Annotated in this window: 14 protein-coding genes; 8 read left to right on the top strand and 6 right to left on the bottom strand. The window is 68.5% G+C overall.

The window, feature by feature from the left end; all coding sequences use genetic code 11:
• The first annotated feature begins 73 nt into the window (after nt 1-73).
• The 3 genes from ACZ6WN_RS15315 to ACZ6WN_RS15305 are packed head-to-tail and all read left to right on the top strand — an operon-like array spanning nt 74 to nt 2717.
• A complete protein-coding gene (locus ACZ6WN_RS15315; protein ID WP_465865660.1) occupies nt 74-1006 on the top strand; it encodes a MetQ/NlpA family ABC transporter substrate-binding protein in 933 nt (310 codons plus the stop codon).
• Nucleotides 1003-2052 (top strand): methionine ABC transporter ATP-binding protein, encoded by a 1050-nt coding sequence (locus ACZ6WN_RS15310; RefSeq protein ID WP_465865658.1) that lies wholly within the window; start codon nt 1003-1005, stop codon nt 2050-2052. Before ACZ6WN_RS15315 ends, ACZ6WN_RS15310 begins: the two co-directional genes overlap by 4 nt.
• Complete coding sequence (locus ACZ6WN_RS15305) at nt 2049-2717, top strand: methionine ABC transporter permease (RefSeq protein WP_465865656.1); 669 nt, start codon at nt 2049-2051, stop codon at nt 2715-2717. The genes ACZ6WN_RS15310 and ACZ6WN_RS15305 overlap by 4 nt, the downstream gene beginning before the upstream one ends.
• 15 nt (nt 2718-2732) lie before the next feature.
• Here ACZ6WN_RS15305 and ACZ6WN_RS15300 read toward each other — a convergent pair whose 3' ends face one another.
• The 4 genes from ACZ6WN_RS15300 to ACZ6WN_RS15285 form a co-directional block, all read right to left on the bottom strand.
• Nucleotides 2733-3524: a class I SAM-dependent methyltransferase gene (locus ACZ6WN_RS15300; RefSeq protein WP_465865654.1), complete on the bottom strand. Its 792-nt coding sequence runs from the start codon at nt 3522-3524 to the stop codon at nt 2733-2735.
• A 47-nt stretch (nt 3525-3571) separates the two neighbouring features.
• Nucleotides 3572-3874: a hypothetical protein gene (locus tag ACZ6WN_RS15295; RefSeq protein ID WP_465865653.1), complete on the bottom strand. Its 303-nt coding sequence runs from the start codon at nt 3872-3874 to the stop codon at nt 3572-3574.
• A 105-nt stretch (nt 3875-3979) separates the two neighbouring features.
• Nucleotides 3980-4477, bottom strand: coding sequence for a DUF4919 domain-containing protein (locus ACZ6WN_RS15290; RefSeq protein ID WP_465865651.1), 498 nt, complete (start codon nt 4475-4477; stop codon nt 3980-3982).
• Nucleotides 4478-4607: 130 nt separating this feature from the next.
• Nucleotides 4608-5612 (bottom strand): LLM class flavin-dependent oxidoreductase, encoded by a 1005-nt coding sequence (locus tag ACZ6WN_RS15285; protein WP_465865649.1) that lies wholly within the window; start codon nt 5610-5612, stop codon nt 4608-4610.
• A 743-nt stretch (nt 5613-6355) separates the two neighbouring features.
• On the opposite strand from ACZ6WN_RS15285, the gene ACZ6WN_RS15280 reads away from it, so the two are divergent.
• Both ACZ6WN_RS15280 and ACZ6WN_RS15275 read left to right on the top strand, forming a co-directional pair.
• Entirely contained in the window at nt 6356-7042 is a 687-nt protein-coding gene (locus ACZ6WN_RS15280) for an alpha/beta fold hydrolase (RefSeq protein WP_465865647.1), read from the top strand.
• 25 nt (nt 7043-7067) lie between these two features.
• Nucleotides 7068-7943 carry a lytic transglycosylase domain-containing protein gene (locus ACZ6WN_RS15275; protein WP_465865645.1) on the top strand — a complete coding sequence of 292 codons (876 nt, stop codon included), beginning with the start codon at nt 7068-7070 and terminating at the stop codon, nt 7941-7943.
• A gap of 26 nt (nt 7944-7969) precedes the next feature.
• Here ACZ6WN_RS15275 and ACZ6WN_RS15270 read toward each other — a convergent pair whose 3' ends face one another.
• Both ACZ6WN_RS15270 and ACZ6WN_RS15265 read right to left on the bottom strand, forming a co-directional pair.
• Nucleotides 7970-8473 carry a GNAT family N-acetyltransferase gene (locus tag ACZ6WN_RS15270; RefSeq protein ID WP_465865643.1) on the bottom strand — a complete coding sequence of 168 codons (504 nt, stop codon included), beginning with the start codon at nt 8471-8473 and terminating at the stop codon, nt 7970-7972.
• A gap of 58 nt (nt 8474-8531) precedes the next feature.
• The gene (locus ACZ6WN_RS15265) at nt 8532-9560 is read right to left on the bottom strand and encodes a zinc-dependent alcohol dehydrogenase family protein (protein WP_465865641.1); all 1029 of its coding nucleotides are present in this window, start codon (nt 9558-9560) and stop codon (nt 8532-8534) included.
• 138 nt (nt 9561-9698) lie between these two features.
• Here ACZ6WN_RS15265 and ACZ6WN_RS15260 point away from each other — a divergent pair, with 138 nt between their 5' ends.
• The 3 genes from ACZ6WN_RS15260 (at nt 9699) to ACZ6WN_RS15250 (ending at nt 13608) form a co-directional block, all read left to right on the top strand.
• Nucleotides 9699-11225: a UDP-N-acetylglucosamine 1-carboxyvinyltransferase gene (locus ACZ6WN_RS15260; protein WP_465865639.1), complete on the top strand. Its 1527-nt coding sequence runs from the start codon at nt 9699-9701 to the stop codon at nt 11223-11225.
• A gap of 176 nt (nt 11226-11401) precedes the next feature.
• Nucleotides 11402-12259: a glycerophosphodiester phosphodiesterase gene (locus ACZ6WN_RS15255; protein WP_465865637.1), complete on the top strand. Its 858-nt coding sequence runs from the start codon at nt 11402-11404 to the stop codon at nt 12257-12259.
• Nucleotides 12256-13608, top strand: coding sequence for an MFS transporter (locus ACZ6WN_RS15250; RefSeq protein ID WP_465865635.1), 1353 nt, complete (start codon nt 12256-12258; stop codon nt 13606-13608). The genes ACZ6WN_RS15255 and ACZ6WN_RS15250 overlap by 4 nt, the downstream gene beginning before the upstream one ends.
• The last annotated feature ends 4 nt before the right edge of the window (nt 13609-13612 follow it).

Here is a 13612-nt window from a genome sequence, read left to right as displayed (position 1 = left end):
TGTTTTGGTGGACAACAACCAGGCTGTCCGTTCTCAACGTCGAGACTCTCCCGTCTAGAAGAGGTTCCCACCCGTGTCCTCCAACACGCCCGAGCCCACCCCGCTCATCGAGGCTCCCAAGTCCAAGCTCCCGCTGATCATCGGGATCGTCGTCGTCGCCGTCGTGATCGGCGGCCTCGCGTTCTTCCTCACCCGCGACGACGACTCCGGCAGCGACCTGACCAAGGTCACCATCGGTGTCGTCGGTGCCGACGACCCCTACTGGAAGACCTATCAGGACGCCGCTCGTGAGGAGGGCATCGACCTCGAGGTCAAGAACTTCGGGGACTACAACCAGCCCAACCCGGCGCTGTCCGAGGGCGAGCTGGACCTCAACCAGTTCCAGCACATCATCTTCCTGGCCGACTACAACGTCCAGAACGACGACGACCTGGTCGCGCTCGGCTCGACCGCGACCTACCCCCTGGGGCTCTACTCCTCGAAGTACAAGAGCCTCGACGAGATCAAGGCCGGCGAGACCGTGATCGTCCCCGACGACGAGACCAACCAGGCCCGCGGCCTGGTGCTGCTCCAGTCCAAGGGCCTGGTCGAGCTCACCGACGGCGGCACCCCGTTCAGCACCATCAAGGAGGTCGACCCCTCCTCCAAGGTGAAGATCAAGGCCGTCCAGGCCGCGATCACCCCCTCGTCGCTCCCCGACGTCGCCGCCGCGATCATCAACAACGACTTCGTCGAGGACGCGGGCCTGAAGTTCTCCGACGCCCTGGCCACCGACGACCCGTCCGACCCCAAGGCGCTGCCCTACGTCAACATCTTCGCCGCTCGCGCCGACGACGCCGACAACCCGACGTATAAGAAGCTCGTCAAGATCTTCCAGGACACCAAGGCCGTCCAGGACGGCGTCTACGAGACCTCCGGCGACACCGCCGAGCTCGTCAAGATCCCGGTCGAGGACCTGCAGAAGTCGCTCGAGGACACCGAGAAGCAGGTCGAGGAGCGTCAGTGACGCAATCGGCCACCGTTGCGGAGCCGCTGGTGCGGCTCCGCAACGTCACCAAGACCTATCCGGCGGCCAGGGGCCGCAGCGAGGTCCGCGCGGTCGACGACGTCTCCCTGGACGTCGCCGCCGGTGACGTCCAGGCGATCGTCGGCTACTCCGGTGCCGGCAAGTCCACCCTGGTCCGGCTGCTCAACGGCCTCGAGCCCGCCACCTCGGGCTCCATCCAGGTCGGCGGCATCGAGCTCGTCGGCCTGCACGAGCGTCAGCTGCGGCCGATCCGGCTGGGTATCGGGATGATCTTCCAGCAGTTCAACCTCTTCGAGTCGCGTACGGTCTGGGGCAACCTGGCCTACCCGCTGCAGATCGCCGGCGTCGCCAAGGCCGAGCAGCAGCGCCGGATCTCCGAGCTGCTCCACTTCGTCGGACTCCCCGACAAGGCCCACACCTACCCGCGCAACCTCTCGGGCGGACAGAAGCAGCGCGTCGGCATCGCCCGCGCGCTGACCACCAACCCCTCGCTGCTGCTCGCCGACGAGGCCACCAGCGCGCTCGACCCGGAGACCACCCATGAGGTGCTGCGGCTGCTGAAGCGGGTCAACGAGGAGTTCGGCACCACCATCGTGGCGATCACCCACGAGATGGAGGTCGTGCGCGAGCTCGCCGACCATGTCGCGGTCATGGAGAGCGGTCGAGTGGTCGAGTCCGGCGCCGTCTACGACGTCTTCTCGGCGCCGCGACAGCCCGTGACCCGGCGCTTCGTCGGCACCGTCGTCGACGACGAGCCCGCTCCCGAAACCCTGGCCACGCTGCGAGCTCGTCATCCCGGCCGGTTCGTGAAGGTCGAGCTGCGCGAGGGCGGTCCCCGGCAGACCGACATCTTCGCGGTCCTCCACGAGCGCGGGATCGCCTTCGAGCTCGTCTTCGGCGGCATCGAGGAGATCCGGGGTGCCACCTTCGGCAACCTCACCCTCTCCCTCGACGGGCCCGCGGCATCGGTCGACGAGGCCGTCCGCGAGCTGGCCGCACTGGTCACCACCAAGGAGGTGGCATGAGGACCGACACCCGGCTCCCCGAGCTGTGGGGCGACATCTGGTACGCCACCGGCGAGACCTTGCTGATGGTCGTGTGGACGGTGCTCGTCGGCGGCCTGCTGGGCCTGCTGCTGGGCCTCGGTCTCTACCTGACCCGCAAGGGCGGCCTCTTCCCGAACCGCCCCGTCTCGGCGGTGCTGAACCTGCTGGTCAACTTCTTCCGGCCGATCCCGTTCATCATCTTCATCGCGGCCGTCCAGCCGGCCGCACGGCTCGTGGTCGGCACCGGGATCGGCACGCCGGCGGTGATCTTCTCGCTGATCCTCGCCTCGATGTTCGGCATCGCCCGGATCACGGAGCAGAACCTCATCACCGTTCCTCCCGGGGTCATCGAGGCGGCCCGCTCCATGGGCGCCTCCCGGATCCGGATCGCGGCGACCGTGCTCGTCCCCGAGGCGCTCGCCCCGGTGATCCTCGGCTTCACCTTCGCGTTCGTGGCGATCGTGGACATGTCGGCCGTCGCGGGTCTGGTCGCCGGCGGCGGACTGGGCGCGTTCGCACAGACCTTCGGCTACCGGCAGTACGACCCCGCCGTCACCTGGGTCTGCGTGATCATCCTGGTCGCGATCGTGCAGGTGGTGCAGTTCGCCGGCAACGCGCTGGCCGCACGCATCCTGAGCCGCTGACCTGAGCCGCTGGCCTCAGGCGCGAGCCAGGATCTCGCCGTGGAGGACGGAGAACCATCCGTACTCCGCCTCGGCCCACGACCGCCACCCGCCCGCGACCCGGGCGAGGTCGGCGGTCGTGGCGTCTCCGGAGTCGACCAGCTGGCGGGCGACCGCCGAGTCGGTGAACCGGTCGGCCCACAGCCCGCCCCACCACGCCCGGTCCTCGGGGGCGGAGAAGCACCAGGTGCTCGAGGTGGCCTCTATGTCGTCGAACCCGGCCGCGCGCGCCCAGGAGACCAGTCGGCGGCCCGCGTCGGGCTCGCCCCGGTTGGCCCGCGCGGCGCGCCGGTAGAGCCGCAGCCACTCGGTCAGCTCGGCCGACTCCGGCCACCAGACGAAGGCCGCGTAGTCGCTGTCGCGCACGGCCACGATGCCCCCGGGCTTCGTCACCCGCCGCATCTCCCGCAGCGCCTGCACCGGGTCCGCCACGTGCTGCAGCACCTGATGGGCGTGGACGACGTCGTACGACGCGTCCTCGATGCTCAGCGCATGCACGTCCTCGACCCGGAAGTCGACGTTCGTGACTCCCTCGGTCGTGGCGGCCCGGCGGGAGAGCTCGAGCTCCGGCTCCCCGATCTCCGTGGCGGTCACGTGAGCGACCCGGCCGGCCAGATCGAGCGTGATCGTCCCCGGGCCGGCACCCACGTCGAGCAGCCGCTGCTCAGGGCTCAGTCGCGGCAACAGGTACGCCGCGGAGTTCTCCGCCGTACGCCACCGGTGCGAGCGCAGGACCGACTCGTGATGGCCGTGGGTGTAGGTCGACATGCATCGACTCTACGCTCGGAATCCCGAAAAGTGAGACGCAAATCTCGTTATACGGACAAGCGCGGAAGTGCCCGGTCGGCGCAGCCGAGGCGTCGCCGGCCCCAGAGAACGCCGCCCAGCAGACCGCCGAGAAGAAGCGTGTTGAGCACGATCACCACGCCGGTCTCGAACGGTGCCGCGCCACCGCCCGGCCGCGCGTCCTCAGGCGCCACCTCGTGGCGGTCGAAGACGGCCTGGCCGTGGTCGGAGGCGCGCGGCCCGTCGGCCCACGCCGACGAGCTCAGCGCCGCGGAGGCGACGACGACAGCAACCATCCCGGCGAGCAGAATCCGCACGGTGCGACTCATCATGCTCCGAGCGTGCGCGCCGGTCCCGTCAGGAACCCGACGCACACCGTCCCTACCGGCAACAAGCCGGTGAACAGTCGGAGCAGGTTTCCGCGCGCGGCTCTCCGGTCAGGCTCGGGCGAAGTCGTTGCTGATGTCGAAGAACCACACCGTCGAGTCGGTGCACACGATCCGGTCGAGCTTGCCGACCGCGACCTGCGAACGCGGCGTCTTGCCCGAGGCCAGCACGACGTCGTAGGCGTCGCTGGTCCGCAGCACCGACCACGGCTCGGACTCGGTGCCCTCTCCGGTGCTGATGATGCTGTCGAGGGCCGACTGGGCCAGGATCGACTCGCGTTGAGCCTGCTCGAGGTTGCCGAGGCCGCGCTGGGCATCGGCAAGGGCGGCGTGGGCCGACGGGCTGAAGATCGCGCCGGGCATCAGCCCATGGACGGCGGCGATCGCGCCGGCGTAGTCGCCGACCGACATCATCGGGGCGATCATCTCGGTGATCTCGAGATCGGGCCGGAAGTTCGGAGCTTCCAGGATCGCCTCACGCAGGGCTCTCAGCGACTCCGGGCCCGGGTCGCGAAGGTAGAGGTCAAGCAGCTCAGCGTACGTAGCCAACAGGGGTCCCCCTTGAAGAACGGTCGCCCTGCACGGTAGCCAATAGCATGGCCACGCGGGGCGGTTGACAACGATTATGCGCCCTTTTGTGACTCGGAAGTTGCGCGGCCCCCACCCTCGCGATCTGCGGCTACCGCCAGCCGAGGTCGGGGGCGACGTGGGTCAGGATGCTCTCCAGGGCATGTGCGTTGTAGTCGACGCCGAGCTGGTTCGGCACCGTCAGAAGCAGCGTGTCGGCGGCCTGGATCGCCTCGTCCGCGGCGAGCTCCTTCACCAGGACGTCGGGCTCGGCGGCGTACGAACGCCCGAAGATCGCGCGGGTCTGGTCGTCGATGTTGCCGATCTGGTCCTTGGTCTGCCGGTCGAGGCCGAAGTAGCGCCGGTCCTCGTCGTTGACGAGGGCGAAGATGGAGCGCGAGACCGAGACGCGCGGCTCACGCTCGTGGCCGGCCTCCTTCCAGGCTTCACGGAAGGCCTCGATCTGCTCACGCTGCTGGATGTGGAACGGCTTGCCGTTCTCATCGGTCTTCAGCGTCGAGCTCTGCAGGTTCATGCCGAGCCCCGCGGCCCAGCGCGCGGTCGCCAGCGAGCTCGAACCCCACCAGATCCGCTCGCGCAGGGTCTCGGAGTAGGGCTCGATCCGGAGCTTGCCCGGCGGGTTCGGGAACATCGGCCGCGGGTTGGGCTCGGCGAACTGCGCGCCCTCGATGATCTTGAGGTACGTCTCGGTGTGCGCGCGGGCCATGTCGGCCTCGGAGGCGTTCTCCCCGGGGTCGTAGCCGAAGTAGCGCCAGCCGTCGATGACCTGCTCGGGTGAGCCGCGGCTGATCCCGAGCTGCAGGCGCTCGCCGGAGATCAGGTCGGCCGCCGCCGAGTCCTCGGCCATGTAGAGGGGGTTCTCGTAGCGCATGTCGATGACACCGGTGCCGATCTCGATCTTCGAGGTGCGGGCGCCGACTGCGGACAGCAGTGGGAAGGGCGAGGCGTACTGGCGGGCGAAGTGGTGGACCCGGAAGTACGCACCGTCGACCCCCAGCTCCTCGGCGGCGACCGCCAGCTCGATCCCCTGGATCAGCGCGTCCCGTGCCGACTGCGTCTGCGAGTAGGGCGACGGTGTCCAGTGGCCGAAAGACAAGAATCCGATGTTCTTCACGACTAGTAGAACTCTCAACGGTCTCCCGGGATTCCCGGAGAGGGTCCCGGGACCAGGCCCGCCCGGGTCAGCCAGGACGGCCGGGACCTTCGCCTCTGAGTGTTCTGCACTCCGGAACCGGCCCCGAACTGACACCACCTTGTCGGTGGTGACCTGCAGGTCTGCGTTCTGTTTTCATTCCGTCAACACGCGAGAGCGCGTTCGCACGCGCTGTAAAGCAGACGCCTACACGGCATCAACAGGAGCCCCTTATGAGTTTATCTATCGGTCGACCGAATAATCATATCGGTCGACTGACCAGGGAAAACAATGTCTCGGCGTGTTGTCCGAGCTCTTCCGAAGTCGCGGATTATCGTGTTACATATCAGGCAGCTTCACCCGATAAAGACCGACCAACATTCTCTGGGGGATGAATTCATTATGTGGGACACCGTTGAGGTGCAGAGCTTCACGCTTTCTCACGACATGCCGTGCCGCGACTGCGGGCACGCACGTCATCGCTTCTTGCCGTGTGACTCCGACTGCGACTGCCGCGCCCACGAGGTCGCGGAGCTACTGGAGGTCGCCGGCGCTCGCTGAACGACCTGGCGTCAGCTGTCTCGGGCGTCCAGAAACGGTGGCCATCGCATCGCGGTGGCCACCGTTCTTGTGTTCGAAAGCCAGCGACGGCAACAAAAAGTGAGTGGCGGAAGTAGATCGTCCGCAACCGGGCCGATGATCGTGTCATGGACATCGTTCTCGTACCCGGCCTCTGGCTGGACGCCTCCTCATGGGACCTCGTCGTCCCCCGTCTGACCGACGCCGGCCACACCCCGCGGCCGCTCACCCTGCCCGGCCTGGAGTCGGCCGAGACGGACCGGTCCGACGTGCACGTCGCCGATCAGGTCGCCGCAGTCGTGGCCGCCATCGACGAGTCGGCCGCGCCGGTGATCCTCGTCGGGCACTCGATGGGCTGTGCGGTGGCCGGGGCCGCCCTCGACGCCCGCGTCGACAAGGTCGCCGCCGTGGTCTACGTCGGCGGCTGGCCGGCGGAGCCGGGCATGATCCCGGCCAAGAACTTCCCCACCGACGGCGCCGACCTGCCGCCGGTGCCGTGGGAGGAGTTCGACGAGGCCGACGTCCGCGACCTGGACCGCGCCACGTTCGAGGCGCTGCTGCGGCCCTCCCCCGCCAACCTGACCTCCGAGCCGTTCGAGCTCGGCGACGAGCGCCGCTACTCGGTGCCGGCCGTGTTCGTCTGCCCCGAATACACCGCAGCCGACCTGAAGGAGTGGATCGCCGACGGCACCGAGTCGGTCGCCGCCATCCCGAAGCACAAGGACACGACCTTCGTGGACCTGCCCACCGGACACTGGCCGCAGCTGACCAAGCCGGCCGAGCTCGCAGCCATCATCGGGCGAGCCGGAGCGTAGGTGAGCGTCGGGTAGCGTCGAGAGCGTGCGCACTCGGCTCGCTACCCTGACCACCGCCACAGCCCTGGCGCTCGTCGCCGGCTGTGGCGGTGAGCCGTCCTCGGAACCTGCCGGAAGCCCGTCGGCGTCCTCGTCCGTCCCGTCCCCGACGACGGGTCCGCTCGACGATCCGTCGGTCCCGCTGGCCGAGCGGCTCACCCAGGCGATGGCGACGGTCGCCGCCGGCGAGGCAGGAGCCGAGGACGTACGTGAGGCCGCGCTGTTCGAGCAGACGACCGCCCGCGACCTCGCCCGTGGGTCGAAGGCGAAGGCTGGTGCCGTGCTGGGCGCGCTCGACCGTGGCGACCGCGCGCAGCTCGAGGCGGACATCGCCGCGGCGCGCGAGCTCTTGGTGATGACCGACCCCCAGCCGGAGCTCCCGGACTGGCGGATCCTGACACCGCCGAGCCCGGAGGAGCTGCGCCCGCTCTATCGCAGGGCGCAACAGAAGACCGGGACGCCGTGGGAGTACCTCGCCGCCGTCCACCTGGTCGAGACCCGCATGGGCCGCATCCGTGGCACGAGCACGGCGGGTGCCCAGGGCCCGATGCAGTTCCTGCCCTCGACCTTTGCCCAGTACGGCGCGGGCGGCGACATCAACGACCCCGCCGACGCGATCATGGCGGCCGGCCGCATGCTCGCCAACAACGGCGCTCCCGGCGACATGGCCGGCGCGCTGTGGTCCTACAACCACTCCGACCGCTACGTGGCGGCCGTCAGCGCCTACGCCGAGCAGATGAAGCGCTCCCCTGCTGCGTACGACCTCTACTGGCACTGGCAGGTCCTCTACCGCCACCAGGACGGCACCATGCTCCTGCCCGAGGGCTATCCCCAGAAGAAGGCCGTACGCATCGCCGGATGACCCGTCGAGGCGCCGCCGGCCTCGGCTCAGTAGGGGCGCTCGACGGCGTACTGGACGAGGCGGACGTCCTCGCCCCGGTAGGTGTCGGTGCCGTGGCGGCCGGTCTCGATGAAGCCGGTCGCGTCGAAGAGCTTCTTGGCGCGCGTGTTGGTCTCGTGCAGCTCGGCCCAGATCCGGGTCAGGTCGAGGACGGAGAAGCCGTAGGTGAGCGCCGTCTTGATGGCTCGCTGACCCAGGCCGTGGCCCCACCGTGAGCTGGGGCCGATGGCGATACCGAGCTCGCGGGTATCGGGGGCCAGGCCATGGAGATCGGCATAGCCGACGACCTGCTCGTCGATCTCCACCGCGAGCCTGATGAGCTCGGGCGGCGGGGCATCGATCAACCGGCGCCAGTGGCGGAGGTGACCGTCGCGGTCGCGCTCCGGCCAGCCGTTGGCGATCCGGAACTCCTCATCGTGTGCCCAGTCGGCGAAGACGTGTTCGTCACCTGGTGACAGCGGGCGCAGGCGCATGGTGTCGGTGCGGGGCATCGAACGAGTGTCTCAGATGAGTACGACACGCCCGATGCCCCGTCCGGGATCGCCGGGATCAGTAGGTGAGCTGCACCTTGGTCGCGAGCCGCTCGTCCATGAGGCGGTAGCCCTCGGCGGCCTCGGCGAACGGCAGCGCCTTGTCGAAGACCAGACCGGGGTTGATCGTCCCCTCCAGGGTGAGGCGCAGGAGGTCGGGAAGGTAGCGACGTACGGGCGCCATCCCGCCCTTGAGGCCCACGTTGGTGCGGAAGAGCGCGTTGACCGGGAGGCTGACGTCGTGCGGGACGCCGACGAACCCGACGGTCGCACCCGGGCGGGCCACCTTGGAGGCCGTCTTGAAGGACTGGTCGGTGCCCACGCACTCCAGGACGTAGTCGGCACCGACGCCGCCGGTGAGCTCGCGTACGGCCGCCTCGCCCTCCTTGCCGCGGGCGGCGACGATGTCGGTGGCGCCGAACTTCTTGGCGATCTCCTGGCGGGCCTCGTGGCGCGACATCGCCACGACCCGCTCGGCGCCGAGCTGGGCAGCCGCCAGCACGCCGCACAGGCCGACCGCGCCATCACCGACGACGACCGCGGTGCCGCCCTGGGGGCCGGAGCCGAGGCCGGACATGACCGCGGCGTGCCAGCCGGTGGCCATCACGTCGGTGAGCGCGAGCAGGTCGGGGTACATCGACGGGTCGGGCGTCTCCTCGAGCTTGACCAGCGAGCCGTCGGCCTGGTTGACCAGGGCGTACTCGCTCTGTCCGCTGACCGTGAAGCCGAGGTTCACGCAGACCGACTGGACCCCGGCCAGGCAGTGCGGACAGGTGTTGTCGCAGTGGTCGAAGGGGACGATCACGAAGTCGCCGGTCTTGAAGTCGCGTACGTCGGCACCGACCTCCTCGATCACGCCGATGCACTCGTGACCGATGGTGCGGGGCTCCTCGATGTCGCCGTTGGAGCCGCGGTAGTTCCACAGATCGGAGCCGCAGATGCAGGAGCCCACGATCTTGACGATTGCGTCGGTGGGCTTCGTCAGAGCAGGATCGGGTACCTGGGTGAAGCGGATGTCGCCCACCCCATGGATAGTCGTCGCGCGCATGGTGGCATCCTGTCACCCGGCGTACGAGATGTTGCACACGGTGGCCTTTGCAGCCACCCAGCAACAGTCATGAAACGAAACGCCGACACTTCGCGGGGAATCCAGGCTTATCTCATATATGAGTTACGGTGGTGCACCATGACCGACGGATACAAAGGTCGTATCGGGAATCTGATTCGCGATGCGCGCAAGCACAAGGGCCTCACCCAGGCACAGCTCGCCGACCTTCTCAACACCAGTCAGAGCGCGATCAACCGCATCGAGCAGGGGCAACAGAACCTCTCCCTCGAGATGATCGCCCGGGTGGGTGCCGCTCTGGACTCCTCCCTCGTCGACATCGGCGCCGGCCCGACGCACCTGCGCGTCACCGGCCCGACGAAGCTCTCGGGTGAGATCACGGTCAAGACCTCGAAGAACGCCGGGGTCGCTCTCCTGGTCGGCTCGCTCCTCAACCGGGGCCGGACGACGCTGCGCAAGGTGGCGCGCATCGAAGAGGTCAACCGGATCATCGAGGTGCTCAACTCGATCGGCGTGCAGACCCGCTGGCTCAACGACGACAACGACCTCGAGATCGTGCCGCCGAAGGAGCTGCGCCTGGACGCCGTGGACGAGGCCGCCGCGCGCCGTACGCGTTCGGTGATCATGTTCCTCGGTCCGCTGCTGCACCGCCTGGACACCTTCGAGCTGCCCTACGCCGGCGGCTGCAACCTCGGCACCCGCACCGTCGAGCCGCACCTCTCGGCGCTGCGCCCCTTCGGCCTCGAGGTCAAGGCCACCGACGGCGCCTACCACGCGAGCGTCAACCGGGAGATCCAGCCGGGCCGCCCGATCGTGCTGACCGAGCGTGGCGACACCGTCACCGAGAACGCCCTGATGGCCGCCGCGCTGCACCCGGGCACCACGGTGATCCGCAACGCGTCGTCCAACTACATGGTCCAGGACCTCTGCTTCTACCTGCAGAAGCTGGGCGTCGAGGTCGAGGGCATCGGCACCACCACGCTGCGCGTCACCGGCCGTGAGGTCATCGACGTCGACGTCGACTACGCGCCGAGCGAGGACCCGATCGAGGCGATGTCGCTGCTGACCGCCGCGATCGTGACCGACTCCGAGATCACCATCAAGCGCGTCCCGATCGAGTTCATGGAGATCGAGCTGGCGACGCTGGAGGAGATGGGCTTCAACTACACCCTCTCCGAGGAGTACCTGGCGCTCAACGGCAAGACCCGCCTGGTCGACATCACCACCAAGCACTCGGTCCTGCACGCGCCGCTGGACAAGATCCACCCGCTCCCGTTCCCGGGCCTCAACATCGACAACCTGCCGTTCTTCGCCGCGATCGCCGCGGTGGCGCAGGGTCAGACGCTGCTGCACGACTGGGTCTACGAGAACCGGGCGATCTACCTGACCGAGCTCAACAAGCTCGGCGGCAACGTCACGCTCATGGACCCGCACCGGGTGATGATCGAGGGGCCGACCCACTTCTCCGGCACCGAGATCGTCTGCCCGCCGGCGCTGCGTCCCGCCGTCGTCGTCCTGCTCGCGATGCTCGCCTCGAAGGGCACCTCGGTGCTCCGTTCGACCTACGTCATCGCCCGCGGCTACGAGGACCTCGCCGAGCGGCTCAACCAGCTCGGCGCGAACATCACCGCCTTCCGCGACATCTGAGCAGAGATCCCACCGAGTCGGCTCATCTTGACCGACTCCCTCGCCGAGTCGGCGCGTCATGACGCGCCGACTCGGCGTGATTTTCGGTCAGGACGAGCCGACTCGCGGAGGTTGTCGGGTCGTGGGCGACATCTGAGTCTGCGGGCTCATGTGATCCGGTGCGCACGGGTGGTTAGATGCTGCCCGTGAAGGAGCAGCAGCGACGCGTACGCGCCTATGCGCACCGTGGTGGAGCGCTCCATCCCGACCTGATCGGGATGGAGAACACCATGGAGGCGTTCCGGCATGCGGTGGCGCTCGGCTACACCCATCTCGAGACCGACGTGCACGTCACCCGCGACGGTGTGCTCCTCGCCTTCCACGACGAGGCGCTCGACCGGGTGACCGACGTCAGCGGCCTGATCGCGGAGATGACGTACGCCGAGGTGCAGGCGGCCCGCATCGGCGGCCGGCACGGAGTGCCGACCCTGGCCCAGCTCTTCGAGGCGTTCCCCGGGGTCACCTTCAACATCGACCTCAAGTCCGACGGCGCGGTCGGGGCGCTGGCCGAGCTCCTCGCGGCAACCGACCACGAGGACGAGGTCATCGTCGGCTCGTTCTCGGCCCGCCGGATCAAGGAGTTCCGACGACTGACCAAGGGGCGCGTGCGAACCTCGGCGAACCCTCGCGAGGTGCTGGCCTACGTGCTCGCCCCCACCACGGGCATCGCCCGGCGGCTCGCCGGCGGACGGTTCGACGCCTTCCAGATCCCGCACCGCCAGCGCCTCATCGGCCGGCTGTCGGTCCGGGTGGCATCGCGGGGGCTGGTGCGCCGGGCCCACAAGGCCGGCAAGGAGGTCCACGTCTGGACCATCGACGACCCGGCCGAGATGAAGCGGCTGCTCGAGCGTGACGTCGACGGACTGATGACCGACCGCACCGACGTACTGAAAGCGTTCCTGGAAGAGCGTGGCCTGTGGGAGGCTGTGCCGTCTCGGGTCGAGCCCGTCGACGAGGCCGAATCCGAAGAGAGTGGCGAGGAGCCCGAGAAGTGACCACATCAGCCGGGATCGGCGACTTCAGGCCGGTCGAGCGAGCGCGGGAGCAGAAGGGCTGGTTCTTCACCGACTGGGCCGTCTCCGCCTTCCAGACGACGGTCGCAGGCGTGCTGTTCGCGCCCTACCTGATCGAGATCGCGAAGGCCGCCGCCGTCGACAACCGCATCGACGTGCTCGGGCTCTCGATCGCGCCCGGCGCGCTGCCGTCGTACGTCATCACCTTCTCCACCCTCCTCTCGGCACTGATCTACCCGCTCGTGGGCGCGATCGCCGACCGCACCTCGCGCAAGCCGGACCTGATGGCCGGGTTCGCCTGGGCCGGCGCGCTCTGTGCGGCGCTGTTGTTCTTCATGACCGGGGACAACTGGTGGTTCGGATCGATCATGTTCATCATCGCCAACCTGTGCGCGGGTGCGGCGGTGGTGGTCAGCGACTCGATCCTGCCGCTGATCTCGACCGAGGACGAGCGCGACCGGGTCTCCTCGATCGGCTGGGCCTATGGGTACGCCGGTGGGGGGCTGCTGCTCGCGGTCAACTTCCTCATGGTGACCTTCGCCGATCCGCTCGGGCTCGGCACGGCGCTGGCGGTGCGGCTCTCGATGCTCTCGGCCGCGCTGTGGTGGGCGGGGTTCATCATCATCCCGTGGCGCCGGATCCGTCGACGCGAGCCTGCCGACGTCGAGGACGTCTCCGGCGGCGTGGTGGCGCGCTCCTTCGGCCAGCTGTTCGTGACGCTCAAGGAGCTGCCGCAGTATCCGGTCGCGCTGACCTTCCTGCTGGCCTACCTCTTCTTCAACGACGGCATCCAGACCGTGATCAGCTCGGCATCGACCTACGGGGTCGAGGAGCTCGGGTTCGAGACCGGCACGATGCTCGGCATCTACCTGCTGGTGCAGTTCGTCGCCGTCGGTGGGGCCATCTTCTTCGGCAGGCTGGCGAAGAGCTTCGGCGCCAAGCGGGTGATCCTCGGCGGCCTGGTCGGCTGGATGGTCATCGTCGTCGGGGCCTACTTCGTGCCGGAGCGGACCCTGGTGCCGCTCCTGGTCGTCGCGGTCGGGATCGGTCTGGTCATGGGCGGCACGCAGGCGCTGGCGCGGTCCTACTTCTCGCTGTTCATCCCGGCGGGCAAGGAGGCGGAGTACTTCAGCCTCTACCACGCCATGGACCGCGGCACCTCCTGGCTCGGCACGCTGGTCTTCGGACTCGTCTACCAGCTCACCGACTCCTACCGGCCGGCGATCCTCGCGCTGATCGCCTTCTTCGTCCTCGGTGGCGGGCTGCTCGCGCTGGTGAACACCGCGAAGGGCATCGAGCAGGCGGGCAACCGAGCGCCTCAGCGGGTCTAGGAAC

Source organism: Nocardioides sp. NPDC054178, from assembly GCF_055585005.1.
The sequence above is the reverse complement of the archived record's forward strand: the minus strand, read 5'-3'. Positions and strand labels throughout refer to the sequence as shown.

What these genes read in the sequence shown, in the direction of transcription:
- ACZ6WN_RS15305 (WP_465865656.1), top strand. Translation starts at nt 2,049, where the DNA reads ATGAGGACCGACACCCGGCTCCCCGAGCTGTGGGGCGACATCTGGTAC.
- ACZ6WN_RS15300 (WP_465865654.1), bottom strand. Translation starts at nt 3,524, where the DNA reads ATGTCGACCTACACCCACGGCCATCACGAGTCGGTCCTGCGCTCGCAC.
- ACZ6WN_RS15295 (WP_465865653.1), bottom strand. Translation starts at nt 3,874, where the DNA reads ATGATGAGTCGCACCGTGCGGATTCTGCTCGCCGGGATGGTTGCTGTC.
- ACZ6WN_RS15280 (WP_465865647.1), top strand. Translation starts at nt 6,356, where the DNA reads ATGGACATCGTTCTCGTACCCGGCCTCTGGCTGGACGCCTCCTCATGG.
- ACZ6WN_RS15270 (WP_465865643.1), bottom strand. Translation starts at nt 8,473, where the DNA reads ATGCCCCGCACCGACACCATGCGCCTGCGCCCGCTGTCACCAGGTGAC.
- ACZ6WN_RS15265 (WP_465865641.1), bottom strand. Translation starts at nt 9,560, where the DNA reads ATGCGCGCGACGACTATCCATGGGGTGGGCGACATCCGCTTCACCCAG.
- ACZ6WN_RS15260 (WP_465865639.1), top strand. Translation starts at nt 9,699, where the DNA reads ATGACCGACGGATACAAAGGTCGTATCGGGAATCTGATTCGCGATGCG.
- ACZ6WN_RS15255 (WP_465865637.1), top strand. Translation starts at nt 11,402, where the DNA reads ATGCTGCCCGTGAAGGAGCAGCAGCGACGCGTACGCGCCTATGCGCAC.